The 25911-nt window shown below is 64.2% G+C and carries 25 protein-coding genes and 1 tRNA gene; 22 read left to right on the top strand and 4 right to left on the bottom strand.

What is annotated here, in order from left to right; genetic code table 11:
• Together QUG01_RS16645 and QUG01_RS16640 are read right to left on the bottom strand one after the other, a co-directional pair.
• Positions 1 to 77 (bottom strand) — tRNA-Met (locus tag QUG01_RS16645).
• A gap of 77 nt (positions 78 to 154) precedes the next feature.
• Complete coding sequence (locus QUG01_RS16640) at positions 155 to 1312, bottom strand: class I SAM-dependent methyltransferase (RefSeq protein WP_500831076.1); 1158 nt, start codon at positions 1310 to 1312, stop codon at positions 155 to 157.
• Positions 1313 to 1393: 81 nt separating this feature from the next.
• On the opposite strand from QUG01_RS16640, the gene QUG01_RS16635 reads away from it, so the two are divergent.
• The 17 genes from QUG01_RS16635 to QUG01_RS16555 all read left to right on the top strand — a co-directional run bounded on the left by QUG01_RS16635 (position 1394) and on the right by QUG01_RS16555 (position 19085).
• Complete coding sequence (locus QUG01_RS16635; RefSeq protein WP_500831075.1) at positions 1394 to 2152, top strand: pteridine reductase; 759 nt, start codon at positions 1394 to 1396, stop codon at positions 2150 to 2152.
• 77 nt (positions 2153 to 2229) lie between these two features.
• Positions 2230 to 3198 (top strand): tRNA 2-thiocytidine(32) synthetase TtcA, encoded by a 969-nt coding sequence (ttcA, locus tag QUG01_RS16630; RefSeq protein ID WP_500831074.1) that lies wholly within the window; start codon positions 2230 to 2232, stop codon positions 3196 to 3198.
• Positions 3188 to 3988, top strand: a complete 801-nt coding sequence (locus tag QUG01_RS16625; protein WP_500831073.1) for a polyamine aminopropyltransferase — start codon at positions 3188 to 3190, stop codon at positions 3986 to 3988. The genes ttcA and QUG01_RS16625 overlap by 11 nt, the downstream gene beginning before the upstream one ends.
• A 224-nt stretch (positions 3989 to 4212) precedes the next feature.
• On the top strand, positions 4213 to 5517 hold the full coding sequence (locus QUG01_RS16620; protein WP_500831077.1) for a nucleotide sugar dehydrogenase: 1305 nt from the start codon (positions 4213 to 4215) through the stop codon (positions 5515 to 5517).
• Between the two features lie 105 nt (positions 5518 to 5622).
• Complete coding sequence (locus QUG01_RS16615) at positions 5623 to 6687, top strand: Gfo/Idh/MocA family protein (protein ID WP_500831072.1); 1065 nt, start codon at positions 5623 to 5625, stop codon at positions 6685 to 6687.
• Positions 6688 to 6727: 40 nt separating this feature from the next.
• Positions 6728 to 7090, top strand: coding sequence for a GxxExxY protein (locus tag QUG01_RS16610; protein WP_043628184.1), 363 nt, complete (start codon positions 6728 to 6730; stop codon positions 7088 to 7090).
• Between the two features lie 50 nt (positions 7091 to 7140).
• Positions 7141 to 7707 (top strand): acyltransferase, encoded by a 567-nt coding sequence (locus tag QUG01_RS16605; protein ID WP_500831071.1) that lies wholly within the window; start codon positions 7141 to 7143, stop codon positions 7705 to 7707.
• A gap of 130 nt (positions 7708 to 7837) precedes the next feature.
• Positions 7838 to 8935 carry a DegT/DnrJ/EryC1/StrS family aminotransferase gene (locus QUG01_RS16600; protein ID WP_500831070.1) on the top strand — a complete coding sequence of 366 codons (1098 nt, stop codon included), beginning with the start codon at positions 7838 to 7840 and terminating at the stop codon, positions 8933 to 8935.
• 5 nt (positions 8936 to 8940) lie between these two features.
• Entirely contained in the window at positions 8941 to 10212 is a 1272-nt protein-coding gene (locus QUG01_RS16595) for a lipopolysaccharide biosynthesis protein (protein ID WP_500831069.1), read from the top strand.
• Positions 10209 to 10790 (top strand): acyltransferase, encoded by a 582-nt coding sequence (locus tag QUG01_RS16590; RefSeq protein ID WP_500831068.1) that lies wholly within the window; start codon positions 10209 to 10211, stop codon positions 10788 to 10790. The genes QUG01_RS16595 and QUG01_RS16590 overlap by 4 nt, the downstream gene beginning before the upstream one ends.
• Positions 10783 to 11853, top strand: a complete 1071-nt coding sequence (locus QUG01_RS16585; RefSeq protein WP_500831067.1) for a glycosyltransferase — start codon at positions 10783 to 10785, stop codon at positions 11851 to 11853. The genes QUG01_RS16590 and QUG01_RS16585 overlap by 8 nt, the downstream gene beginning before the upstream one ends.
• Positions 11854 to 12289: 436 nt before the next feature.
• Positions 12290 to 13384: a glycosyltransferase family 4 protein gene (locus QUG01_RS16580; protein WP_500831066.1), complete on the top strand. Its 1095-nt coding sequence runs from the start codon at positions 12290 to 12292 to the stop codon at positions 13382 to 13384.
• 113 nt (positions 13385 to 13497) lie between these two features.
• Positions 13498 to 14727, top strand: coding sequence for a glycosyltransferase family 4 protein (locus QUG01_RS16575; RefSeq protein WP_500831065.1), 1230 nt, complete (start codon positions 13498 to 13500; stop codon positions 14725 to 14727).
• Between the two features lie 182 nt (positions 14728 to 14909).
• Complete coding sequence (locus QUG01_RS16570) at positions 14910 to 16073, top strand: DegT/DnrJ/EryC1/StrS family aminotransferase (protein ID WP_500831064.1); 1164 nt, start codon at positions 14910 to 14912, stop codon at positions 16071 to 16073.
• Positions 16070 to 16738 carry a sugar transferase gene (locus QUG01_RS16565; RefSeq protein ID WP_500831063.1) on the top strand — a complete coding sequence of 223 codons (669 nt, stop codon included), beginning with the start codon at positions 16070 to 16072 and terminating at the stop codon, positions 16736 to 16738. Before QUG01_RS16570 ends, QUG01_RS16565 begins: the two co-directional genes overlap by 4 nt.
• Positions 16735 to 17202 carry a GNAT family N-acetyltransferase gene (locus QUG01_RS16560; RefSeq protein ID WP_500831062.1) on the top strand — a complete coding sequence of 156 codons (468 nt, stop codon included), beginning with the start codon at positions 16735 to 16737 and terminating at the stop codon, positions 17200 to 17202. Before QUG01_RS16565 ends, QUG01_RS16560 begins: the two co-directional genes overlap by 4 nt.
• 2 nt (positions 17203 to 17204) lie before the next feature.
• The gene (locus tag QUG01_RS16555) at positions 17205 to 19085 is read left to right on the top strand and encodes a polysaccharide biosynthesis protein (RefSeq protein ID WP_500831061.1); all 1881 of its coding nucleotides are present in this window, start codon (positions 17205 to 17207) and stop codon (positions 19083 to 19085) included.
• Positions 19086 to 19118: 33 nt separating this feature from the next.
• Here the strand turns inward: QUG01_RS16555 and QUG01_RS16550 are convergent, their stop codons facing one another.
• Positions 19119 to 19670, bottom strand: coding sequence for a hypothetical protein (locus QUG01_RS16550; protein WP_500831060.1), 552 nt, complete (start codon positions 19668 to 19670; stop codon positions 19119 to 19121).
• 164 nt (positions 19671 to 19834) lie between these two features.
• Here QUG01_RS16550 and QUG01_RS16545 point away from each other — a divergent pair, with 164 nt between their 5' ends.
• Complete coding sequence (locus QUG01_RS16545) at positions 19835 to 20743, top strand: LysR substrate-binding domain-containing protein (RefSeq protein WP_500831059.1); 909 nt, start codon at positions 19835 to 19837, stop codon at positions 20741 to 20743.
• A 360-nt stretch (positions 20744 to 21103) separates the two neighbouring features.
• Here the strand turns inward: QUG01_RS16545 and QUG01_RS16540 are convergent, their stop codons facing one another.
• Positions 21104 to 22063 carry a histone deacetylase family protein gene (locus tag QUG01_RS16540; RefSeq protein ID WP_500831058.1) on the bottom strand — a complete coding sequence of 320 codons (960 nt, stop codon included), beginning with the start codon at positions 22061 to 22063 and terminating at the stop codon, positions 21104 to 21106.
• Between the two features lie 73 nt (positions 22064 to 22136).
• Between QUG01_RS16540 and QUG01_RS16535 the strand changes: the two genes are divergently transcribed.
• Genes QUG01_RS16535 through QUG01_RS16520 form a run of 4 tightly spaced genes read left to right on the top strand, consistent with a single transcriptional unit; the run spans position 22137 to position 25897 of the window.
• Complete coding sequence (locus QUG01_RS16535; RefSeq protein WP_500831057.1) at positions 22137 to 23042, top strand: AAA family ATPase; 906 nt, start codon at positions 22137 to 22139, stop codon at positions 23040 to 23042.
• Positions 23026 to 23181, top strand: a complete 156-nt coding sequence (locus QUG01_RS16530) for a hypothetical protein (RefSeq protein WP_500831056.1) — start codon at positions 23026 to 23028, stop codon at positions 23179 to 23181. The genes QUG01_RS16535 and QUG01_RS16530 overlap by 17 nt, the downstream gene beginning before the upstream one ends.
• Positions 23166 to 23972, top strand: a complete 807-nt coding sequence (locus QUG01_RS16525) for a DUF58 domain-containing protein (RefSeq protein ID WP_500831055.1) — start codon at positions 23166 to 23168, stop codon at positions 23970 to 23972. The genes QUG01_RS16530 and QUG01_RS16525 overlap by 16 nt, the downstream gene beginning before the upstream one ends.
• Entirely contained in the window at positions 23969 to 25897 is a 1929-nt protein-coding gene (locus tag QUG01_RS16520) for a transglutaminase TgpA family protein (RefSeq protein ID WP_500831054.1), read from the top strand. The genes QUG01_RS16525 and QUG01_RS16520 overlap by 4 nt, the downstream gene beginning before the upstream one ends.
• The last annotated feature ends 14 nt before the right edge of the window (positions 25898 to 25911 follow it).

Genomic DNA, 25911 nt, shown 5'->3' with positions numbered 1-25911 from the left:
TGGTGGCGAATCAGGGACTCGAACCCCGGACCTGCGGATTATGATTCCGTCGCTCTAACCGACTGAGCTAATTCGCCACAATTTCGATGCGCCTGCACCGAGACGCGAACTATACGCAGCGGCTAAAGGGCTGTCAAGCCCGCTTCCGAAAAAATCACAGCGTGTAGCAGCGGTCGCCGCGGGCGAAGCCCAGCCAGTCTATCGATACGCCTTTGCCGAAGCCTATCGCCTTGAAGGTTTCGCCCATTTCCTGCGGCGACAGCAGCCGCTGCGCGGCCTTGGCCACCGGCAGATAGGTTTTGACATCGTTGGCGTCCCATTGCTGCAGCAGCTCGGTCAGGCCGCAGTTGAGCAGGAACTGGGCTTGGCTGGCGTAGCCTATCAGGTCCAGCCCAGCGTCTATGCCGCTCTGCGCGACGGCGGTGAAGTCGACGTGGCAGGTCAGATCCATCAGGCCGGGCAGGTAGAACGGGTCTTGCACCGTGTGGTGGCGGTAGTGGCCCAGCAGCGTGCCCATGCTGCGTTCCGGGTGATAGTACTCGGACGCCGCATGACCGTAGTCGATCATCAGGATGGCGCCGCGGGTCAGCGCGCCGGCCAGGCTGGCGATGAAGCCGCGGTTGGCGAGGCTGATTTCGGTTTCATAGCGCGGGATGTCCGGCACCAGCTGCGCGGCCAGCTCAGCCAGCCGGGCATCGGCGAAATCGCGGTCTTCATAGGCGAGGGCGCCGTCGCGTATCGTCACCCCGCGTTGGCGCAGCTGGCGGTTTTCGTCGCGGAACACCATCTCGCACGGCATGGCGTCCAGCAATTCGTTGCCGATGACGATGCCGTCGATGGCGCCCGGCAGCCGGCTGGCCCATTCGACGCGATCCGCCAAGTGCGGCAGCGCGGCGCGGATATTGTCGCGCTGGCGGTCTATCAAGTCTGGCGACAGGTCCAGGATCACGTATTTCTGCGGCAAACAACCCAGCGTTTCCAGCTCGGCCAGCAGGTCTATCGCCAGCTTGCCGGTGCCGGCGCCGAATTCGTAGATCGCGCCGGCCGTTTGCGTCAGCAGTTCGGCCAGCTGGCGCGCCAGGCACTGCCCAAACAGCGGCGTCAGTTCCGGCGCGGTGATGAAGTCGCCGTCTGCGCCGAGCTTGCGGCTGCCGGCGGCGTAGTAACCCATGCCGGGCGCGTACAGCGCCAATTCCATATAATGCGAAAACGGTATCCAGCCGCCCGCTTGCGCTATCGCTTCGCGGATGCGGCCGCACAGGGCCTGGCTGACGGCCAGCGCCTCGGGGCTGGCGGCGGGTAGGGTGGTCATGGTTTTCGTCCTGCTACAATGTGGCGCGATTGTGGTGCAAAGCGCCGTCCCCGTGAAGGGGCAATTCGAAATGAGGAAGCAATGCTAACAGAGCAACAACAAGATGAGCGTGTGGTCCTGATTACCGGCGGCGCGCGGCGGGTGGGGGCGGGCATCGCCCGTTTGCTGCATGGCCGCGGCTTGCGGCTGGTGCTGCATTACCGCGGCTCGCGCGCCGCGGCCGAGGCGCTGGCGGCGGAGTTGAACGCCATCCGTCCCGATAGCGCGAAGCTGGTCCAGGCCGATTTACTGGACACGGCGGCGCTGCCGGCTTTGGCCGAGGCCGCGGTGGCGGCGTTTGGCCGCTTGGACGGGCTGGTGAACAACGCGTCCAGTTTTTTTCCGACCGAAGTGGGCCAGATCGACGAGGCGGCCTGGCACGACCTGATGGGCAGCAATCTGAAAGCACCCTTGTTCCTGAGCCAGGCGCTGGCGCCGGAGCTGACGCGCCGCGGCGGCGCCATCGTCGGCATCGTCGACATCCACGTCGACCGGCCGATGGCGCGCCATGTGGTGTACAACCTGGCCAAGGCCGGCCATGCCCAGCTGATCCGCAGCCTGGCGATCGAGCTGGCGCCGGCGGTGCGCGTCAACGGCGTGGCGCCCGGCGTCAATCTGTGGCCGGAAGATGAGGCATCGTTCAGCCCGGAGGCGCGCGCCAGGATAGAAGCCACCATTCCGCTGCAACGCACCGGCGTGCCGGAAGACATCGCCCGCGCGGTGGCTTTCCTGTTGCTGGACGCCGGCTATGTCACCGGGCAGATCCTGGCGGTGGATGGCGGACGCAGCATCGTGCTGTAACGGTTTTTCGCCGCCATGGATTTTGGCGGCGGAAAACGGTAAAATCGCCTGTTTTTCAATTTCTTAGCCGCATCCCGATGTCCGAACAGAACGCCGTGCTCGACGACAAAGCCAAGAAGGCCGCGTTTGAAGGCAACAAGCTGGCCAAGCGCCTGCGTCACCATGTCGGTGACGCCATCAATGATTTCAATATGATCGAAGAAGGCGACCGGGTGATGGTCTGCCTGTCCGGCGGCAAGGACAGCTATACCTTGCTGGACATCCTGCTTGGCCTGCAGAAGTCCGCGCCGATCAATTTCTCCATCGTCGCGGTCAATCTGGACCAGAAGCAGCCGGGCTTCCCGGAGCATGTGCTGCCGCAGTATCTGAAGTCCATCGGCGTGGAGTACCGCATCGTCGAGGAAGACACCTACTCCATCGTCAAGCGCCTGGTGCCGGAAGGCAAGACCACCTGCAGCCTGTGCTCGCGCCTGCGCCGCGGCATCCTGTACCGCGTGGCCGACGAGTTGGGCGCCACCAAGATCGCGCTGGGCCACCATCGCGACGACATCCTGCATACGCTGTTCCTGAACATGTTCTACGGCGGCAAGATGAAGGCGATGCCGCCCAAGCTGGTGTCCGACGACGGCCGCCACATGGTGATCCGCCCGCTGGCCTATTGCCGCGAAAAGGACATTATCCGCTACGCCGACTGGCGCGGCTTCCCCATCATTCCGTGCAATCTGTGCGGCTCGCAACCCAATCTGCAGCGCCAGGTGGTGAAGGAAATGGTCAACGACTGGGACAAGCGTTTCCCCGGCCGCGTGGAGAGCATGTTCCGCGCGCTGCAAAACGTCGTTCCGTCGCATCTGGCCGACACCAAGCTGTTCGACTTTGCCGGTTTGAAGACCGGCGACGCGCCGTTCATCGATGGCGACACGGCGTTTGACAAGGAAGAGTTCCGCGATCCGGCGCCGCATGAGGATGATGTGGAGGAGGCGCGGCTGGCCAAGCGCACCATCAGCATTCTGGACTCCCGTCCCAAGGAAGACAGCTGTGGCGCGTAGGGCTTTGCATCCGTTCCGCCGCCGCGTGCGCGCCGCGGTGGAGGAAATGCCGGAAGTGGAAATCTCGGAAGAGGGCAATATCCGCTCGCTGCATCTGGGCTCGGAAACCATCCAGAGTTCGATGGACCTGGACGATCCGCCGGATCTGGTGCTCAGCTACAGCCGCGCGATGATGGGTTTCCTGCTGTGGAACGACACGCCGCAGCACATCCTGCAGATCGGCCTGGGCGGCGGCTCCTTCGCCCGCTTCATCGACGAATATCTGCCGGACGCGGTCAGCGTGGCGGTGGACATCAATCCGCAGGTGATCGCGGTGGCGCGCGCGTTTTTCCAGCTGCCGGAAGAGGGCGACTTCTTCGAGATCGTCGAGGCCGACGGCGCGGACTACGTGAAGATCTTCCGCGGCTCCACCGACGCCATCCTGGTGGACGGCTTCGACGGCCTGCAGATCGTCGACGCGCTGACCACGGAGGACTTTTTCGAGGACTGCAAGCGCGCGCTGAGCCCGAAGGGCGTATTCGTCACCAATTGGTGGAGCGGCGACAAGCGCTACCACAGCTTCATCGAGCGTCTGTTGAACGTTTTCGAGGGTCGGGTGATCGAATTGCCTGCGGCCACTCACGGCAACGTCGCGGTCATGGCTTTCCGCCAGAGCCCGACGCTGACGCAGTGGGAGGCGCTGAAGAAACGCGCTGACGAGCTGGAAGGACGCTTTGGCTTGGAGTTTGGCGAATTCGTCAACCGGCTGAAGCAGACCAACCAGCAGACCGCCGGCCACCTGCTGATCTGAGCCAGGACAAATCCGTCGCAAAATCGGCGGATCGGTTACGTTTGCTTACCCAAAAGCCGGCGCGGCGCGGCGTATAATGCCAAGCTGCATGCGCATTGCGCGCCGGTTTCGGGCTGCGGGCCCGGGTCAGACGTGGCGGGACAATACAGTCAGTACCGAATGACCGGGCGGCGGACGGGCGTCCGCCGCTCAAGCTTTTACATCCTGTTGGGACATTCATCGTGATCAAGCAGCAACTGCTCAATCGTATCGCGGACAAATCCGCTGTGATCGGCATCGTGGGGCTGGGCTATGTCGGCCTGCCGCTGATGCTGCGTTTCGCCGAAGTCGGCTACAAGGTGCTGGGCTTCGACATCGACCAGAGCAAGGTCGATGCCTTGATGGCCGGCAACAGCTATATCGAGCACATCTCCGCCGACAGCATCGCCACCGCCCTGACCCGCGGTTTCGAAGCCACTACCGACTTTTCCCGCGCCGGCGAAGCCGACACGCTGATCCTGTGCGTGCCGACCCCGCTGAACAAATACCGCGAGCCGGATCTGTCCTTCGTGCTGAATACCATCGACAGCCTGGTGCCCTTCCTGCGCGAAGGCCATCTGGTCTCGCTGGAGTCCACCACCTATCCGGGCACCACCGATGAAGAACTGCTGCCGCGCATCGAGTCGCGCGGCCTGAAGGTCGGCGAAAACGCCTTCCTAGTGTTCTCGCCAGAGCGCGAAGATCCGGGCAACCCGAATTTCACCACCCGCACCATCCCCAAGGTGTGCGGCGGCTACAGCGAGGCCTGCCAGGAAATCGGCGTGGCGCTTTATGGCGCGGTGATCGACAAAGTGGTGCCGGTGTCGTCCACCCGCGCCGCCGAGATGACCAAGCTCTTGGAGAACATCCACCGCGCGGTCAACATCGGCCTGGTCAACGAGATGAAGATCGTCGCCGACAAGATGGGCATCGACATCCACGAAGTGATCCGCGCCGCGGCCACCAAACCGTTCGGCTTCGTGCCCTACTATCCGGGCCCGGGCCTGGGCGGCCACTGCATCCCGATCGACCCGTTCTACCTGACCTGGAAGGCGCGCGAATACGGCGTCAATACCCGCTTCATCGAGCTGGCCGGCGAAGTGAACAGCGCCATGCCCGATTATGTGGTCTCGAAAGTGGCTTCCGCGCTGAACCTGCGCAAGAAGGCTATCAATGGCAGCAAGGTACTGGTGCTGGGCATTGCTTACAAAAAGAACGTCGACGACATGCGCGAAAGCCCGTCTGTGTTCCTGATGGAAAAACTGCGCGACCTGGGCGCGGAAGTGGCGTACAGCGACCCGCACGTGCCGGTGTTCCCGAAGATGCGCGAGCACCACTTCGAGCTGTCCAGCGTGCCGCTGACCGCCGAGTCCATCGCCAGCTACGACTGCGTGCTGCTGGCCACTGACCACGACAAGTTCGATTACGAAATGATCAAGTCCAAGGCCCAATTGATCGTCGACAGCCGCGGCAAGTACCTGCAACCGGCCGACAATATCGTCAAGGCTTGATTTTTTTGCTGCGAAACCCACGAAATCCACGAAAGCCAAACCCGGAAGCGGGACGGTTTTTGTGTTTTGTAGTGGGTTTCGTGGCTCATAAAGGTATCGCGTAATATGCAAACCCTGCACCTTCCCCCGATCACCGACCGCAAGATCCGCTTCGCCCTGGTGGGCTGCGGCCGCATCGCCAACAACCACTTCGGCGCGCTGGAGAAGCACGCAGACCGCGCCGAGCTGGTGGATGTTTGCGATATCGATCCCGCGGCGCTGCAAGCCGCCGTCGAGCGCACCGGCGCCCGCGGCCATGCCAGCCTGACCGACATGCTGGCCAAAACCAACGCCGACATCGTCATCCTGACCACGCCGTCCGGCCTGCACCCGACGCAGAGCATCGAGTGTTCCGAGGCGGGCTTCCATGTGATGACCGAGAAGCCGATGGCCACCCGCTGGGAAGATGGCCTGGAAATGGTCAAGGCGGCGGACAAGGCAAAGAAATACCTGTTCGTGGTCAAGCAGAACCGCCGCAACGACACGCTGCAGCTGTTGAAGCGCGCGATGACGGAAAAGCGCTTCGGCCGCATCTATATGGTCAACGTCAATGTGTTCTGGACTCGTCCGCAAGAGTATTACGACGCGGCCGGCTGGCGCGGCACCTGGGAGTTCGACGGCGGCGCCTTCATGAACCAGGCCAGCCACTATGTCGACCTGTTGGATTGGCTGATCGGCCCGGTTGAGAGCGTGCAGGCCTACACTGCCACCTTGGCGCGCAATATCGAGGTGGAAGACACCGGCACCGTCAGCGTCAAGTGGCGCTCCGGCGCGCTGGGCAGCATGAACGTGACCATGCTGACCTACCCGAAGAACCTGGAAGGCAGCATCACAATTCTGGGCGAAAAGGGCTCGGTGCGCGTCGGCGGCGTGGCCGTCAACGAAATCCAGCACTGGGAGTTCGCCGAGCCGCATGCCATGGACGACGAGATCAAGAACGCCAGCTACGCGACGACCAGCGTGTACGGCTTCGGCCACCCGCTGTACTACGACAACGTGATCAAGACCATGCGCGGCGAAGCCACGCCGGAAACCGACGGCCGCGAAGGCTTGAAGTCGCTGGAGCTGCTGATCGCGATGTATCTGTCCGCCCGCGACGGCCGCCGCGTCAGCCTGCCGCTGGATTACTGATTATCGTTTGGCCACGAAAACCACGAAAGAACACGAAAGCATGCTCGAACAGGAACTTTGTTATCGGATACAAGGTTGTGTGTTTGAGGTTTACCGTGAGTTGGGGCATGGATTTCTGGAAAAGGTATACGAGCGGGCCTTGTTCTCCGAGTTGAAAAAGCAAGGTTTGGCCGTCCAGGCGCAATGTCCTCTGACGATCTGCTACAAAGGCGAAGAGGTTGGTGAGTATTGCGCCGATCTGATTGTGGAGGACCGCGTTTTGTTGGAGTTGAAAGCGCAATCCAAAGTTGGCGATGCTCACCGGGCGCAGGTGCTTAATTACCTGAAGGCAACCGGAATTCGGGTTGGATTGCTGGTGAATTTTGCATACCCGAAAGCGGAAATCATTCGCGTAGTTTTGTAGTTTCGTTCGTGTTGTTTGTGGTTTTCGTGGCCAATGAAGGGTTTTTAGAAATGAACTACACCATCCACCCCAGCGCCATCGTCGACGAAGGCGCGACCCTGGGCGAAGGCACCCGTGTCTGGCACTGGGTGCACATCTGCGGCGGCGCGAAGATAGGCAAGGGCTGTTCGTTTGGGCAGAACGTGTTCGTCGGCAACGATGTGCTGATCGGCGACAACGTCAAGGTGCAGAACAACGTCTCAATCTACGACGCGGTGACGCTGGAGGACGATGTGTTCTGCGGCCCGTCCATGGTGTTTACCAACGTCAACAATCCGCGCAGCCACGTCAACCGCAAAAACGAGTACCGCCGCACCGTGGTGAAAAAAGGCGCGTCGATTGGCGCCAACGCCACCATCGTCTGCGGCCACACGGTGGGCGAGTACGCCTTCATCGGTGCGGGCGCGGTGGTGACGCGGGATGTGCCGGCCTACGCGCTGATGGTGGGCGCGCCGGCCAAGCGCATCGGCTGGATGTGCGCCTGCGGCGAGCGGCTGTCCAACGATATCGGCACCCACCCGTGTCCGACTTGCGGCATTCATTACGAGGTCGGCGGCAATCATTGCACGCCGGTTTGATAGTTTTTAGCCACGAAACCCAGGAAACGACACGAAAAATAGTAGATCGGACGCGCAGGATGGCAATTTGGAAATTCGGTGCGTATTTGCGTGTTTTTCGTGGATTTCGTGGCAAAAGAAGGTTTAAACCATGTTCATCCAGTTCATTGATCTGAAAGCGCAATACCAGCATCTGAAAGCCGACATCGACGCCCGCATCCACACGGTGCTGGACCATGGCCAGTACATCATGGGGCCTGAAGTCAAAGAGCTGGAGGAGCAACTGGCCGCCTACTGCGGCGCCAAGCACGTCATTGGGGTATGTGATGGCACCAAGGCGCTGCTGATCGCGATGATGGCCTTGGGCATCGGCCCTGGCGACGAGGTGATCACCACTCCGTTCACCTTCATCGCTACCGGCGAGATGATCGCGCTATTGGGCGCCAAGCCGGTGTTCGTCGACATCGACCCCGTCAGCTACAACCTGGACCCGGCGCTGCTGGAAGCGGCGATCACGCCGCGCACCCGCGCGATCATGCCGGTCAGCCTGTACGGCCAGGCCGCGGACTTTGACGCCATCAACGCCATCGCCGCCAAGCACAGCATCGCGGTGATCGAGGACGGCGCGCAAAGCTTCGGCGCCAGCCAGCACGGCAAGAAGTCCGGCAATTTGTCCACCATAGGCTGCACCAGCTTCTTCCCCAGCAAGCCGCTGGGCTGCTATGGCGACGGCGGCGCGGTGTTTACCAGCGACGACGCGCTGGCCAAGAAGATCCGGGAAATCCGCGTCCATGGCCAGGATCGCCGCTACCATCATCCAGTCATCGGCCTGAACGGCCGGCTGGACACCATCCAGGCCGCGGTGCTGCTGGCCAAGCTGCCGAGCTTCCCGGATGAAGTGGCCGCCCGCGAGCGCATCGGCGCCCGCTACAGCGCGCTGCTGCAGGATGTGGCCCGCGTGCCGGTGATCCAGCCGGGCAATACCCACGTCTACGCCCAGTACACCATCGAGGTCGATCATCGCGACGACGTTCAGGCCAAGTTGAAGGAACTGGGCGTGCCGACCGCTGTGCACTACCCGATTCCGCTGCACCTGCAACCGGCCTTCGCCCACCTGGGCCTGGCCGAAGGCCGCTTCCCGCACGCAGAAGCCGCCGGCAAGCGCGTGATGAGCCTGCCGATGCATCCCTTCCTGACGGAAGAGGCGCAAGACGCCATTGTGGCTGCGGTGAAGAAGGCGCTGGGCTGAGGAGCATGCTGACCTTGTCGTCGCTGCGCGTGCCCAAAACCGGCTTTGTCCGCCACGTCATCACCTTGGTCACCGGCGCGGCCGTCGCCCAGGTGGTGCCGCTATTGGTGTCGCCGCTGATCACGCGCCTGTACAATCCGCATGAGGTTGGCATCCAGACCGTGTACGTGTCCTGGATGTCGACCTTGGCCGTGCTGGCCACCGCGCGCTACGAGATGGCCATCGTGCTGCCGGCCGACGACAAGCGGGCCAGCAATCTGATGGGCTTGTCCATCCTGTGCGCCGGCGCCTTGTCGCTGTTGATCGCGCTGGTGGTGCTGCTGGGCGGGCATGCGCATATCGCCGCCCGCCTGGGCGCGCCGACGCTGCAGTCGTGGCTGGCCTTGTTGCCGCTGTCGGTGCTGCTGGCCGGGTTGATGCAGGCCTGGACCAACTGGAACAACCGCCACCGGCGCTATCAGGCCAATGCCAATGGCCGCATGGCGCAGTCGTTCGGCATGGCCGGCACCCAGGTGCTGGCCGGTTGGCTGGGCGCCGGCGCCGGCGGGCTGATTCTGGGCCAGTTGGCCGGCCAGCTGGGCTCGCTGCTGGCGCAGGCCTGGACCGACCTCAAGGCCAAGTTCGCCTGGCGCCGTGACGTCAACCGCCAGGACATGCGCGGCGCCGCGCTTGCCTATATCGAGTTTCCCAAGATCAACGCGCCGCATGCCCTGAGCACGGCGTTGTTGGATTCGGCCACGCTGGTGGTCTTGACGGTGCTGGCTGGCACCTCCGCCGTCGGCATGTATGGCCTGATGATGCGGGTGCTGAAGCTGCCGGCGGCCTTTATCGGCCAGGCGGTGGCGCAAGTGGCCTACAAGGAGCTGGCGGAGGCGCGGAATCAAGGGCTGCCGCTGCGGCCCATTTTGCGCAAGATGATGCTGACCTTGTTCGGCATGGCGATGTTCCCCTTCCTGGTAATCCAGATTTTCGGCGAGCCCTTGTTCTCGCTGGTATTCGGCGCCAACTGGAGCGAGGCCGGCCGTTACGCCGAGGCGATGTCGTTGTTCATCCTGTTCCACTTCGTCGCCTCGCCGCTGGGCATGGTGCCGCCGGTGATCAATCGGCAACGTTTCGCGTTTTTCCTGTCCCTGGTGCAGGCCGTGCTGTTCCTCGGGTCGCTATGGTTGGGCTTCCATATCTGGCAGGATGCGGTGGCGACGTTCCAGCTGGTCTCGGTGGTGATGGCCGGCTATTTCATTGCTTATTTCACCTGGCTTTATAAGGCGGCGCGATGACTTTGCACGGACTTTTCAGCCGCATCCGCTTCCGGCTGTCCGCCTGGATCCGGCCGCGCATGGTATACGGCTTTCGTCGCGGCGACGGCGCGTACCTGAAGCGCACCCGCGTCTCCAACATGACGCGGATCGAGCATATCGACAAGCTGATGGTCGAGGACAATGTCTATATCGGCCATTTCAACCTGATCGATTCCTCCGGCGGCCTGTATATAGGCGAGGGCTGTCAGATCACCAACTATGTGTCCCTGCTGACGCACTCCAGCCATGTGGCGATCCGGCTGTACGGCCGCGAATACTTGGACCGCGGCAACCACGCGGGTTACCTGAAGAAGCCGACCAAGCTCGGCAAATACAGCTTCATCGGCCCGCATTCGGTATTGATGCCGGGCGTTACCTTGGGTAAGGGCAGCATCGTGTCGGCCTATAGTTTTGTGCAGGCAGGTGACTATCCCGATTTCGCCATCCTGGCCGGCAATCCGGCGCGGGTGGTCGGCGATACCCGCGATACCGACGCCGAATGGCTGGCGCAGCATCCGGATTTGCACCCGCTGTATGAGGCCTGGGCCCATGACTGATCGCATCGCCCGCCTGCTGGTGGTGGGTTCGGCTTCGATTCATACCTGGCGCTTCCTGTCCGGCATCGCGCCGCATGTGGACGAGTTGTATCTGGCCTGCAACGGCGAGGTGCCGGCGGATAAGCGGCCGGCCAATCTGAAAACTGTGCTGCGAATGGACTTCAGCCTGAAGGCGCTGTCTACAGCGGGTCGGCTCAAGGCCTGGATCGCCGAGGTGAAGCCCGACGTGGTCCACGTCCACCAGGCCAACAGCGTGGCCTGGCACGCGCGCCGCGCGCTGCGTGGCTCGAGCATCCCGATGCTGCTGACTGCCTGGGGGTCCGATGTGCTGCTGCTGCCGGACCAGAACCGGCTGATGCGGGCCATGGTGCGCGGCAATCTGCAAGCCGCGGCGGCCATCACTTCCGACTCGCTGTACATGGCGGCGAAGATACGCGAATTGGCCGGCGATTGCCGGATATCGCTGCTCAATTACGGCATCGACGCCTTGCCGCCGGCGCCGATTATCGCCGCCAAGCAGAAGCAAGTGCTGTCCTGCCGGCTGCACAAGCCGCTATACCGCATCGCCGCCATCCTCAAGGGCTGGGCCGAGGTGGAAAGCAGCGGCCGCTTCCACGACTGGAACTTGGTCGTCGCCGCCAGCGGCAGCGAAACGAATGGCCTGAAACAACTGGCGGCGTCGCTGGGCCTCAAGCGCGTCGAATTCACGGGGTTTGTCGATAGCGCGACGCTGGACAAGCTGTATGCCGAATCGCGCGTTTTCGTCAGCGTGCCGCGTTCCGACGCCACCAGCATCAGCCTGCTGGAGGCGATGGGTCATGGCTGCTTCCCGCTGTTGTCCAATCTGCCGGCCAATGGCGAATGGACCATAGACGGCCTCAACGGCGCCATCGCCGAGGATGTCGGCCGTCTGGGCCCCGAGCTGTGCCGCGCCATGGCCCGCGCCGAGGATGACGCGGCCTTGCAGGCAATCGCCGAGATGAATCGCGGCCTGGTGGCGGCCAAGGCGCTGCATCGGGCCAATATGGCCGGCTTTGCCGCATTGTATCGAGAGTTAGCTTAATTTTTCGCCACGAAAAGACACGAAAGGACACGCAACCATTGGCCAGCATCCAGAAGCGGGATTGGCGCAGTTTCAATAAAATGTTTGGCGCGCGTTCGTGTGGTTCGTGGCTAAAAGGGTTTGGTCTGTTTGGGCTAGGGGCTGTTGACGTTTGGTGAGTGGATCGCGTTTGAGCCGATTTGTGCCGGAAGCAAGGCGCACAGTCCGACGCATAGTTATTCTATGCAAGGGCTGGGCAACGCGGCTTCCGGCCCAAAGCGGCCAAACCCGCAGGGCCGGGTGCCTTTCGCGCCGACTCTTCGTTGTTCCGCGCTGGCAGAGAATGACTATGCGGCGCGCGAAACGCCTCGATTCGTCGCAAAACGCATCCCGGCGCGACCGCCCACCTAACGTCAACAGCCCCTAGCCAAGCAACAAATAAAGGTTTGAATCTGTAATGAAAATTGCCCACCTGACCTCCGCGCACCCGCGCCACGACATCCGCATCTTCGTCAAGGAGTGCAGTTCGCTGGCGGCGGCCGGCCATGAGGTGACGCTGATCGTCGCCGATGGCCTGGGCGAGGAAATCTGCAACGGCGTGCGCATCCACGACGTCGGCCCCAAGACCGGCGGTCGTTTCGCTCGCATGACCGGCACCGTCAAGCGCGTCTACCAGGCCGCGTTGAAGCTGCGGCCTGACGTGGTGCATTTCCACGACCCGGAACTGATTCCCGCCGGCGTGCGGCTGAAACAGGCCGGCATCAAGGTGGTGTACGACGTGCACGAGGACGTGCCGCGCCAGATACTGGCCAAGCACTGGATACCCGGCGCGGTGCGACCGCTGGTGTCCGGCGGCTTCGAGACGCTGGAGGACTGGGCGGCGCGCCGCTTCGACGCCATCGTCACCTCCACCCCGCACATCCGCAAACGCTTCGAGAGGCTGGGCGCCAAGGCGTTCGACGTGTGCAACTTCCCGATCCTGGAGGAGCTGGTGCGCGACACGCCGTGGGAAAGCCGCCGCAACGAGGTGTGCTATATCGGCGGCATCAGCCGCATCCGCGGCATCGAACCGATCGTCGCCGCGCTGCCGGACACCTCCACCCGGCTCAATCTGGCCGGCCCGTGGAGCGAGAGCGATCTGAAGGCCATGCTAACGGCCCAACCGGGCTGGGCGCGGGTCAACGATCTGGGCATTCTGGACCGCCAGGGCGTGGCCGAGGTATTGGCCAGGAGCAAGATCGGCCTGGTGACTTTGTTCCCCACGCCCAATTACGTCGACGCGCTGCCGATCAAACTGTTTGAATACATGGCCGCCGGCATGCCGGTGATCGCCAGCGACTTCCCGGTGTGGCGCGAGATCGTAGCCGACGCCGGCTGCGGCGTGCTGGTAGACCCGCAGGACGCCGCCGCCATCGCCGCCTCCATCAACGAACTGCTGGGCGACGAAGAGCGCATGCGCCAGCTGGGCGAGTCCGGCAAGCGGGCGGTGCTGAGCAAATACAGCTGGGCGGCGGAAGCCGACAAGCTGGTGGCGCTGTATGCGTCCTTATAATCCTGATTTTTAGCCACAAAACCCACGAAAGAACACGAAACAAGGAAGTCATTTTCAAACGAGCTTGCGAATGTATTTCGTGTCTTTCGTGGGTTTCGTGGCGATATCGAATAATGAAAATACTCTACATCAACCACTACGCCGGCAGCCCGCGCCACGGCATGGAATTCCGCCCCTACTACCTGGCGCGTGAATGGGTGCAAGCCGGGCACGAAGTGAACATGCTGGCGGCCGATGTGTCTCACCTGCGGCAGACCCACCCGCAAGTGCAGGGAAAATATCTGGACGAAGACATAGCCGGCATCCGCTACACCTGGTGCAAGACGCGGCCGTACAGCGGCAACGGCGTCGGCAGGGTGCTGAACATTTTCAGCTTCCTTGGCAAGGTGATGGGCTTGTCTGGCCGCTATTTGAAGCAATGGAAACCGGACGTGGTGATCGCCTCGTCCACCTATCCGCTGGACACCGTGCCGGCGGCATGGATCGCCGGCAAGACCGGGGCCCGGTTGGTGTACGAGGTGCATGACTTGTGGCCGCTGACGCCGGTGGAGGTCGGCGGCATGTCGCCGAAGCATCCCTTCATCCGCCTGCTGCAATGGGCCGAGGATTTCGGTTACAAGCGCGCCGACACCGTAGTGTCCATGCTGCCCTGCGCCAAGGACTACATGATGGCGCATGGCATGGCGCCGGAAAAATACGCGGTGATTCCCAACGGCGTGGACGTGACGGAGTGGCAGGGCGAGGCGCAAGCCTTGCCGGCCGAACACCGCATGAGGCTGGCCGAACTCAAAGCCCATGGCCGTTTTGTCGTCGGCTACGCCGGCGGCCACGGCCTGGCCAACGCGCTGGATTATCTGCTGGAAGCCGCGGCCCTGATGCAGGACGCGCCGGTGACATTCGTCTTGGTGGGGGACGGCCCGGACAAGGAAGCGCTGGTGGCGCGCGCGGCAGAGCTGAAGCTGAACAATGTGCTGTTCCTGCCGTCCATCGCCAAGCGCAGCGTGCCGGCCTTCCTGGCCGAATGCGACGCGCTGTACATCGGCTGGCGCAAGCTGCCTATCTACCGATTCGGCATTAATCCGAACAAGCTGTTCGACTACATGATGGCGGGCAAGCCGGTGATCCACTCGGTGGAAGCCGGCAATGACATGGTGCGCGATGCCGGTGCCGGCATCAGCATCGGCGTGGAAGATCCGGCGGTGATCGCAGACGCGGTCAAGCGCATGGCGGTGCTGCCGCTGGCCGAGCGCGAAGCCATGGGCGCGGCCGGCAAGGCCTATGTGCTGGCCAACCACGATTACGCGGTGCTGGCGCGGCGTTTTCTGGCGGCGGTGAAACTGTGATTTTGGCGTAGGGCGGAAGCCCGCTGCGCGGGCGTTCCGCCTTTGTTGAGATGAATAGAGTGATGGCGGAACGCCCCTTCGGGGCTTCCGCCCTACGCAAGATTTGGTAGGCCGCGCCAAGCACGCGGCGATGGATATGGACGGCGGCCATGCGAGGCCGCGCAAAGACGAAAGACTGAGAAATGAGCGAACAGAAATTTTTGCCGTTTGCCTTGCCGGACATCGGCGAGGAAGAGATCAACGAAGTCGTCGACGCGCTGCGTTCCGGCTGGGTGACGACTGGGCCTAAGACCAAGCAGTTCGAGGCCGATTTCGCCGCCTTCCTCGGCGACGGCGTCGAGGCGATCGCGGTCAATTCCGCCACCGCCGGCCTGCACCTGGCGCTGGAGGCGATCGGCATCCAGGAAGGCGACGAGGTGATCGTGCCGTCCTACACCTTCACCGCCACCGCCGAAGTGGTGCGCTACTTGGGCGCGCATCCGGTGTGCGTGGATGTGGATGCCGCCACCTTCAACATCAGCCCGGCTGCCATCCGCGCTGCGATCACGACCAAGACCAAGGCCATCATGCCGGTGCACTTCGCCGGCCTGGCCTGCGACATGGACGAGATCATCGCCATTGCCCGCGAACACGGTCTGCAAGTGGTGGAAGACGCCGCCCACGCCATGCCCACCTACTACAAGGGCAAGCTGGTGGGCACGCTGGATTCGGACGTGACGGTATTCAGCTTCTACGCCAACAAGACCATGACCACCGGCGAAGGCGGCATGGTGGTGTCGAAAAACAAGGACATCATCGCCCGCTGCAAGGTGATGCGCCTGCACGGCATCAGCCGCGACGCCTTCGACCGCTATGTGTCCAAGACCCCGGCCTGGTTCTACGAAGTGGTCGCGCCGGGCTACAAGTACAATATGCCGGACACCGCCGCGGCGATGGGCATCCATCAGTTGAAGAAAATCCGCGGCTTCTATGAAAAGCGTGAAGTCATGGCCCAGCGCTTCGACCGCGAGCTGGCCGACCTGCCGCTGATCCTGCCGGCGCGCGCCAAGGACGAGGGCAGCAACCACGCCTGGCATTTGTACCCGGTGCGTCTCAAGCCGGAGGCTGGCATCTCCCGCGACGACTTTATCGCCAAGATGGCGGAGAAGGGCATCGGCTGCTCGGTGCACTTCATCCCGCTGCACCGCCAGCCGGTATGGCGCGACGGCTACCAGCTGACGCGCGAGCAATTCCCGGTGGCCGACGCGGCGTTTGAAGCCGAGGTGACGCTGCCGCTGTACACCAAGATGACGGACGATGACCAGACCCGCGTCATCGCCGCGGTGCGCGAGATTCTGGGCGCATGAGCCAGCGGTTGGAAAAAAAGGGCGGCGAGCTGTTGCCGCCTTGCTGCCGGCCGCCCCGCCACGGCTCGCGGCTGATCAAGCGCCTGTTCGACATTGCGGCATCGAGCCTGGGCTTGGCGGTGCTGGCGCTGCCGCTGTTGGCGGTCGCCTTGTGGGTGAAGCTGGACTCGCCGGGGCCGGTGTTTTTCCGCCAAGTGCGGGTGGGGCGCGGCGGCACGCTGTTCCGCATCCACAAATTCCGCACCATGCAGGTGGATACCGAACGCCAGGGCCAACTGACCGTTGGCGCGGACAGCCGCGTCACCGGCGCCGGCCGCATCCTGCGCAAGACCAAGCTGGACGAACTCCCGCAATTGATCGACGTTCTGTTCGGCGACATGAGCCTGGTCGGCCCGCGTCCGGAGGTGCCGAAGTACGTGGCGCATTATCCGGAAGAGGTGCGCGATATCGTGCTGTCGGTGCGCCCCGGCATCACCGATTGGGCGTCGATCCGCATGATCGATGAAAACGAGATACTGGGCCGAGCTGACGATCCGGAACGCGCCTATATCGAACAGGTGTTGCCGGAAAAGCTCGGTTACTACGTGCGCTATGCCGAGACGCACAGCTTGTTCGAGGATATCCGCATCATCGTCGCCACCCTGATGAAGATCGTGACCCGATGAGGTGGACTATCCGCCAACCCCGGCTTGCCGATGCCGATGCGCTGGCCGCCATCTATTTGGCCTGTCGCCGGGAAATGCCTTATGCGCCGCTGGCGCATGATGAGGCGTCGGTGCGCAGCTGGTTTGCCGATGCGCTGTTGCAAACCAGCCAGGTCTGGCTGGCCGAGCGTGATGGCCAGATCGCAGGCTTTGCCGCCTGCTCCATGCAAGATGGCATGCGCTGGCTGGATCAGCTGTATGTCGCGCCTGGCCAGCAGGGAAACGGCATAGGCCGCGCCCTGCTGGGGCAGGTATTGTCGCAGTGGAAACAGGCCTGCCGCTTGTTCGTGTTTCAGGCCAATGCCGGGGCGCGTCGTTTCTATGAGGCGCATGGTTTTACGCTGTTGCGCCTCAGCGATGGCCAAGATAACGAGGAATGTTGTCCGGATGCGTTGTACCAATGGCTGCCGGATACGAAAGAATGACCATGTTTGAAAAACTGCTAGCCTTCTCCCGCCACAACAAGATGGCGATGCTGGCGCTGATGGACGCGCTGCTGTTGCCGCTCGCTTTGTGGAGCGCCGTGTTCCTGCGCCTGGGCGGCTATTGGGACCCTAAACTCAACGCGCATTTGTGGGTCTTCATCGTGCCGCCCTTGTGGGCCATTCCCATCTTCATCAAGCTGGGGCTGTATCGCGCCGTGTTGCGCTATCTGGACGACAAGATCATCTACACCGTGTTCAGCGGCGTGACTTTGTCCGTATTGGTGCTGCAGGGCGTGATTCAGATGTTCCACATCTGGGCCATGCCGCGCACTTCGGTGATCATCTTCTGGGTGTTCGCCATGGCCTATATCGGCGGCAGCCGCTTCCTGCTGCGCGGCCTGGTGCGGCGCATCGACGCCACCGAGGCCCCGCGCGATCCGGTCATCATCTACGGCGCCGGCCAGGCCGGCCTGCAGCTGATGCTGGCCTTGCAGGCTGGGCGCGAATACCGGCCCATGGCCTTTGTCGACGACAATCCGGACTTGCATCGCCGCACCTACCGCGGCGTGGCGGTGCACGCGCCGGACGAGCTGCCGGCGTTGGTCAAGGATACCCAGGCCAAGTGCATTCTGCTGGCCATGCCCTCGGTCGGCCGCGGCCGCCAGCGCGAGATTCTGGAATCGCTGGAAAAACTGCGCGTGCCGATCAAACGGCTGCCCGGCATGGCCGATCTGGTCTCGGGCGAGGCGCGGGTGGAGGAGTTGAAGGAAGTCGAGATCGAGGACCTGCTGGGCCGCGATCCGGTGCCGCCCAAGGCCGAACTGCTGGCGCGCAACATCCGCGACAAGGTGGTGATGGTGACCGGCGCCGGCGGCTCCATCGGCTCGGAGCTGGCGCGGCAGATCGTCCGCAACCGGCCGGCGCGCATCGTGTTGTTCGAACTGTCCGAGTTCGCCCTGTACAGCATCGATCAGGAGCTGGCCCAGATCGCACCGCGCATCCCGCGCACGCCTATCTTGGGTTCGGTGACGGATTATGATCGGCTGACCCAAGTGATGCGCGCCTTCAAGGTGGAGACGGTGTATCACGCCGCCGCCTACAAGCACGTGCCGATGGTGGAGCACAACCCGATCGCCGGCATCGTCAACAACGCCTTCGGCACCGACACTACGGCGCGCGCGGCGGAAGACAGCGGCGTCGACACCTTCGTGCTGATCTCCACCGACAAGGCCGTGCGTCCCACCAATGTGATGGGCGCCACCAAGCGCCTGGCCGAACTGACGCTGCAAACCCGCCACGCGCGCGGCAGCAAGACGCGTTTCGTGATGGTGCGCTTCGGCAACGTGCTGGGCAGCTCCGGCTCCGTGGTGCCGCTGTTCCGCCGCCAGATCAAGGCCGGCGGCCCGATCACGCTGACCCACGCCGACATCACGCGCTACTTCATGACCATCCCCGAGGCGGCGCAACTGGTGATCCAGGCCGGCGCGATGGGCGACGGCGGCGACGTGTTTGTGCTGGACATGGGCGAGCCGGTCAAGATCATCGACCTGGCGCGGCGCATGATTCACCTGTCCGGCCTGGAGGTGAAGGACGAAAGCCAGCCGGACGGCGATATCGCCATCCGCGTCACCGGCCTGCGTCCGGGCGAGAAGCTGTACGAGGAGCTGTTGATCGGCGACAACGTGCTGCCGACCGACCACGCCCGCATCATGCGCGCCCAGGAATACCATCTGTCCGAAGCCGAAATGGCGTCCTTGCTGGCGCGTCTGCAGGACGCTTGCCAGCGGCTGGACGCCCCGCAGGCCTTCGCCCTGATGCAGGAGGCGGTGCATGAATTCCAGGCCGCGGAGGCGACGCAGGACTGGGTGACGTTGCAGGGCTGATCGCCCCCCTATCCCTTAATCAACGGCTGCAAGCTACCACTTGCAGCCGTTGTCTTTATCGAAGGCGTCTTTCAGCAGCATGGGTGCGGCGAGCAGGCCCAGGTTGGCGTAGGCCTTGGCGCAGTCGGCGCGCTCGGCGCGATTGATATTGCGCGCCAGCCGGGCTTTTTCCGGATCTTCGCGCAGCGGTTTGGCCTTGGGATTTTCCGGTTCCAGCTGCCGCATCTGCTGGCGCAGCCCCTCGATGGTAAGAAGTGGTTCCGCGTGCCCGGCGCTGGCTGAGGCTTTTCCCTGCCGCGCCGGCCGGGCGGCTGTTTCAACGGCAGTTGCGGCGCGAGCGGAATGGGCTGGGCGTGGCGATCGCGCCGCGGGCGCCGGCTGCGCCGAAGCGGCCCGTGATGGCGTGTCAGGCGGGGGCAGGGTGATGGACACCATGCTGACCCGCAGCGGCTGTGGCGCGGCAGCCGGCTGCGGTTGCGCGGTCTTCAAGGCGAGCAGCGCCAGCGCATGCAACAGCAGGCTGGCGGCGATGGCCAGCGGTCGTCGTGGCAGCGGCGTATGGAGGGGAACGGTAAGCGCGTTCATATCTGTAAACTAAATGCGGACCTTTGCCATGTTGATGGGATTGTCGTTTGGGTTTGGTGCATGGGTTGTGACATTGCGGCTGCGGGACTCATGGTAGAGTCCGCGCGCGCCGCAAAGTGCCCTGGCGGTGTACCATCTGGCATCCGCAATCTGGACCTTGAGCGATGGAAACCCGCTGGCTGGAAGACTTCCTGGTGCTGGCCGATACCGGCAGCTTCACCCGTTCCGCCGAACTGCGCCACCTGACGCAGCCGGCTTTCTCCCGGCGCATCCGCGCCTTGGAGAGCTGGCTGGGTGCGGATCTGATAGACCGCACCACCTATCCGACCAAGCTCACCGCCGCCGGCAAGCTGCTGCGCGAGCAGGCGGTGCCGCTGTTGGCCCAACTGAATACCACTCGCACCATGCTGCGCGGCCTGCAGCCCTTGCCGCGGGGCACGCTGGAATTCGCGGTGCCGCACACGCTGTCGTTCTCGTATTTTCCCAAGTGGCTGACCGCGGTCGAGGACGGCTTCGGCCAGCTGTCTTGCCGCCTGCAGGCCAGCAACGTGCACGACGCGGTGCTGGCTTTTGTCGAAGGCGGCAGCGACTTCCTGATGTGCTACCACCATCCCAAGCAGCCGGTGGAGCTGCATGACGCGCGCTATGGCGGGCTGCGGCTGGGCGTGGAGCGCTTGCGGCCGTACTCCATCGCCGCGGACGGCGCGCCCATGTATGCGCTGCCGGGGTGGCCGGACGCGCCGCTGCCTTTTCTGGGCTATGCCAGCAACGCCTATTTCCGTTTGATGAGCGATTTGCTGCTGGTCAGCGGGCCGCAGCCGGCGCACCTGTCCTTGCGCTACGAGACCGATATGGCCGAGGGACTGAAGCAGATGGCCTTGGCCGGCCATGGCCTCGCCTTTCTGCCGGAAAGCTCGGTGGCCGCCGAGTGCGCGGCCGGCCTGCTGGCGGTGGCCGGCGGCGATGAATGGAGCGTGGAAATGGAAGTCCAGCTGTATTGCGACCACCGTCGCGCCAAGCCGGAACAGGAGGCGTTGTGGGATTATCTCTGCGCGCGCTATCCGACAGTGTGAGCCTCTACTTGCGCTAGGGGCTGTTGACGTTTGGTGAGTGGATCGCGTTTGAGCCGATTTGTGCCGGAAGCAAGGCGCACAGTCCGACGCATAGTCATTCTATGCAAGGGCTGGGCAACGTGGCTTCCGGCCCAAAGCGGCCAAACCCGCAGGGCCGGGCGCCTTTCGCGCCGACTCTTCGTTGTTCCGCGCTGGCAGAGAATAACTATGCGGCGCGCGAAACGCCTCGATTCGTCGCAAAACGCATCCCGGCGCGACCGCTCACCAAACGTCAACAGCCCCTAGGCGGAGCGCATCTGAAATTCTCTCGTTCCGCCATCGGAACTGAACAGGGTTGGTCGCCAGCCATAAAGACAACGTTCAACCTTCCGACAGCACGCGGATGTGGGCGGCCACGCTGCGCCCCAGCGCCGACAGATCGTAGCCGCCCTCCAGCACCGATACGATGCGGCCGGCGCAGTATTGGTCGGCGATCTGCAGCAGATGGCGCGTCACCCATTCGTAGTCGGCTTCGGTCAGGCCCAGCGAACCCATATCGTCCTCGCGGTGGGCGTCGAAGCCGGCGGAGATGAACAGCATCTGCGGCTGGAAGTCGTGCAGCAGCGGCAGCCAGACGTTTTCCACCGCCTCGCGGAATTCGCGCCCGCCGCTGCCGGCCTTCAAAGGAACGTTATGCATGTTCGGCCCTTGCGGTTTGTCGCCGCAATAGGGGTAGAACGGGTGCTGAAAGGTGGACACCATCAGCACGCGCGGATCGTCGTGCAGGATTTCCTCGGTGCCGTTGCCGTGGTGGACGTCGAAATCGATGACCGCCACCCGCTCGAACTTGTACTGGGCCAGCGCGTGGGCGACGCCGACGGCGATGTTGTTGAAGAAGCAGAAGCCCATCGCCTTGTCGCTCTCGGCATGGTGGCCGGGCGGGCGGATGGCGCAGAAGGCGTTGGGCGCCTTGTCCTCGGCCACCAGCTCCACCGCCTTCACCACGGCGCCGGCGGCGCGGTGGGCCGCTTTCAACGTGCCGGGCGACATCGCGGTGTCCGGGTCCATGCGGAAGGTGCCGACGCTGGGCGCGCAGGCTTCCAGATATTCGACGTAACGGGGCGGGTGGACGCGCGCCAGCTGTTCATAGGTGGCTTCCGGCGCTTCGACTTCCTGCAGGGTGTCGAAGATCTGCGAGGCCATCAGCTGGTCGCGGATAGCCGTCAGCCGCTCCGGGCATTCCGGGTGGCCCACCCCCATATTGTGCAGCAGGCAGTCGGGATGGGTGATGTAGGCCGTCAGGCCGTTGCGCTGCAGGCGGTTTTTCAGCCAGTTGAACACGTACGCTCCCTACGCGCTTACAATGGGTATCGAATATGTGATTTTGATAAATACTGCGCGCAACCGGGGTCAAATGCAATCTCTCTCCCTTGCCTACCGGCAACTGAACACGCTTATCCTGGGCAAACCGCAGCCGATCCGGCTGGCCTTCGCTTGTCTGATCGCGCGCGGCCATCTGTTGATCGACGATGTCCCCGGCGTCGGCAAGACCACGCTGGCGCACGGCCTGGCCACCGTCTTGGGCCTGGATTACCGCCGGGTGCAGTTCACCAGCGACCTGCTGCCGGCCGATATCCTGGGCGTCAGCATCTATCAGCGCGACGGCGGGCGCTTCGAGCTGCACAAGGGGCCGGTGTTCACCCAAGTGCTGCTGGCCGACGAGATCAACCGCGCCTCGCCCAAGGTGCAGTCGGCCTTGCTGGAGGCGATGGAGGAGCGCCAGGTGTCGATAGACGGCGAGACCCATGCGTTGCCGTCGCCGTTTTTCGTCATCGCCACGCAGAACCCCGGCGAGCAGATGGGGACGTTTCCCTTGCCGGAATCGCAGTTGGACCGCTTTCTGATGCGGATTTCCCTCGGTTATCCGCCGCGCGAGGCGGAACGGGCGCTGCTGATGGGCGAGGATAGGCGCGACCTGCTGGCGCGATTCCAGGCGGTGATGTCGCAGGGCGAGCTGCTGTCGCTGCAGCAGCAGGCCGCCGCCGTGACGGTGTCGCCGGCCCTGGCCGACTATTTGCTGGCGCTGCTGGAAGCCACGCGGCGTCCCGGCCTGTTCGTCACCGGGCTGAGTCCGCGCGCCGGGCAGGCCCTGGTGGCCGCCGCCCGCGGCTGGGCCTTGCTGGCCGGGCGCGATCATCTGTTGCCGGAGGACGTCAAGGCGATCTTTCTGCCGGTGGCGGCGCACCGGCTGCAGTCGGCGTCCGGCGTGGACGTCGGGCAGGAACTGGAGCGGCTGCTCGCCCATGTCGCCATTCCGTGATCGCTTCCGGCATTGGTGGCTGGCGCGGCTGCCGCTGCAAGAGCGCTGCGAACTGACGCAGCGCCGGATATACCTGTTGCCTACCCGTTTTGGCTTGTTGTTGCTGACGGTGGCGCTGGCGGTGTGGGGGGGGCGCTGAATTACCAGGTCAGCCTGGCCTATGCCTTGGCGTTCTGGATCGTGGGGCTGGCGCTGGTGGCGGTGCTGATGGCCTATCGCCAGTTGTCCGGCCTGATCGTGTCGGCCGAGGCCGCCGCGCCGGTGTTCGCCGGCGACCCTGCCGGTTTCCGCCTGCGGCTGGACAGTCCGCAGCCGCAGGCGCGGCAGCTGTCGCTGCATCTCTTGGGTCTGGACGATGCTCTCATTCCCTGCGTTTTCGACGGCCATGGCGGCGAGGCGGCGCTGGCGGTGCCGACCACCCGCCGCGGCTGGCTGGCGTTGCCGCCATGCGTGGCGCAAAGCGAAGCGCCATTCGGCTTGATCCGCGCCTGGGCAGTGTTGCGGCTGGACGCGCGGGCGCTGGTCTATCCGGCGCCTTTGCCTGACGCGTCGCGCGGCGCCGGCGAAGGCGATGGCGGGGAGGGCGGCGATGCGCGTCCAGGCGGAGACGACTTTTCCCACCTCGACGCCTACCGCCATGGCGATACGCCGCGGCAGATCGCCTGGAAGGTATTGGCGCAGCGCGACACCTTGGCCAGCAAGCGTTTCGTCGGCGAGGCGTGCAGCGCGCTGCGGCTGATCCGCTGGAGCGATTACGGCCAGGAGACGGACGCGGAACGGAGATTGTCGCGGATGGCCTGGCGGGTGGAGCAGTGCGAGCGGCTACGCCAGCGCTACCGGCTGTGCCTGCCCGATGCCGAGATCGGTCCGCAGCCGCGGCAACGCGATCTGGCGCTGGCCGCGCTGGCCTTGTTCGGGAGCCGCGAATGAGCGGGGCGGGGCCGGCCATGCGCCATGGACCGGCGCTGCTGGCATTGGCCTGGGTCATGCTGCCCTTGGCATGGTTTCTGCCGCTGTGGTTGATGGCCCTGGGCGGCGCGGCCTTGCTCGGGCGCGGCTGGCTGGCCCGTCGCGCTGGGCGCTTGCCGTCGCGCTGGTTGCTGTTGCCGCTGCTGATGCTTTCCATCGGCGGGGCTTGGCTGCAACTGGGCACCTTGATCGGCCGCGAGGGCGGCGTGGCGTTGCTGGTGCTGCTGACGGCGTTCAAAGCCTATGAAACCGCCACGCTGCGCGACTGGCGCGTGCTGTTGGCGCTGGGTTTTTTCCTGGCGGCGATGCCGCTGCTGTTCAACCAGTCCCTGCTGATGGCGGCTTGGCTGGTGGCTGCCTTGCTGTTGCTGACCTGGGCCACCGCCATGCTGGCGGGCGGCTTGCCGCGCGGCAGCTGGCGCAGCGCGGCGCAGGCCTTGCTATTGTCGCTGCCCATCATGCTGGTGCTGTTCGTGATGATGCCGCGCCTGCCGGAGCCGCTGTGGAGCATGCCGCGGCAACAGCCTGCCGCCGGCAGCGGCCTGGGCGAGGATATGGAGCCTGGGAGCATCAGCAAACTGATTCTGAATCGGGAGCCGGCATTCAGCGTGGTGTTCGATGGGCCGCCGCCGCGCCAGGATCAGCTGTACTGGCGGGTGATGCTGTTGGACGCGTTTGATGGTAGGCGCTGGCTGCGCGCCGCCGAGTCGCGGCCATCGCCGCTGGCCATCTCCGGAGGCCGTCCACTGGCTTACAGCCTGACGCTGCGCGCCGATCAGGGGCGTGTGCCGGCGCTGGAGATGCCGCAGGCCGCCACGCCGGGCAGTCATATGGCGCCCGGCGGCTTGCTGCGCCAGGATCGCGGCCAGGACGATCTGGCGCGTTATCGGCTGCTCAGCATGGTCGGCGCGCGTCTTTCGGAGCCGCTGTCGGCCGGCAGACGCGCCTTTTATCTGCAACTGCCGGCTGGCAACGCCAGAAGCCGGGCGCTGGCATGGCAGCTGCGGCAGCGTGGCGGCGGCGAAACCGGCTTTGTGCGGGAGGCATTGCAATATCTGCGGCTGGGGGGCTTCCGCTACACCTTGCAGCCGCCATTGCTGGGCGAGCAGCCGGTGGACGCGTTTTTGTTCGGCACGCGGCAGGGGTTTTGCGAGCATTATGCCTCGGCCTTCGCCTTTCTCGCCCGAGCCGCCGGCATGCCGGCGCGAGTGGTGATCGGCTATCAGGGCGGGGAATACAATCCGTTGGGCCGCTTCTGGCTGGTGCGCTCCTCCGACGCCCACGCTTGGGTTGAGGTCTGGCTTGCGGATCAGAGGCAATGGCTGAGAGTGGATCCGACCTCGGCGGTTTCTCCGAATCGGCTGGAGCAGGGGGCGGAACAGTCTCTGCCGGCTTTGCGCGGCGCGGACGGCGCGGGCGCGGCGCTGCCGCCGCAATGGCTGCGGCGTTGGCGGCAGCAATGGCAGGCGGCGAATTTCGCCTGGCAGCAATGGGTGGTCGGTTACGATGCCGCCCGGCAGCGCGGCTTGTTCCGGCGTCTGGGGCTGGGGGACGATGTCGATGGCGGCAGCGTGGTGCGCGGCCTGCTGATCGGCATGGCGCTGGCGCTATTGCCGCTGGCTTGGTGGTGGCGCAGACGGCCGCGGCAGCCGCCGCTGGCCGAAGGATGGATGAGGTTGCGGCAGCGGCTGGCGCAGCGCGGCGTCGCAGTCTCGCCCGCGCTTGGGCCGATTGAGCTGCTGAAGGCGGCCCAGGGCCTGCCGCGCGAGGATTTTGCTCGTCTGCAGCGGCTGGTGAAGGAGTATGTCGAGCTGCGCTATCGCCAGCCGCAGGCCGATGCGGCGCGGGAGCGGCGCTGGTTGCGCCAGGCGCGGCGCTGGAAATGACAAGGCCCGGCATG

The sequence above is a fragment of the Chromobacterium sp. CCUG 76385 genome (assembly GCF_059916625.1).
This window is presented reverse-complemented; position numbering and strand designations above follow the sequence as displayed.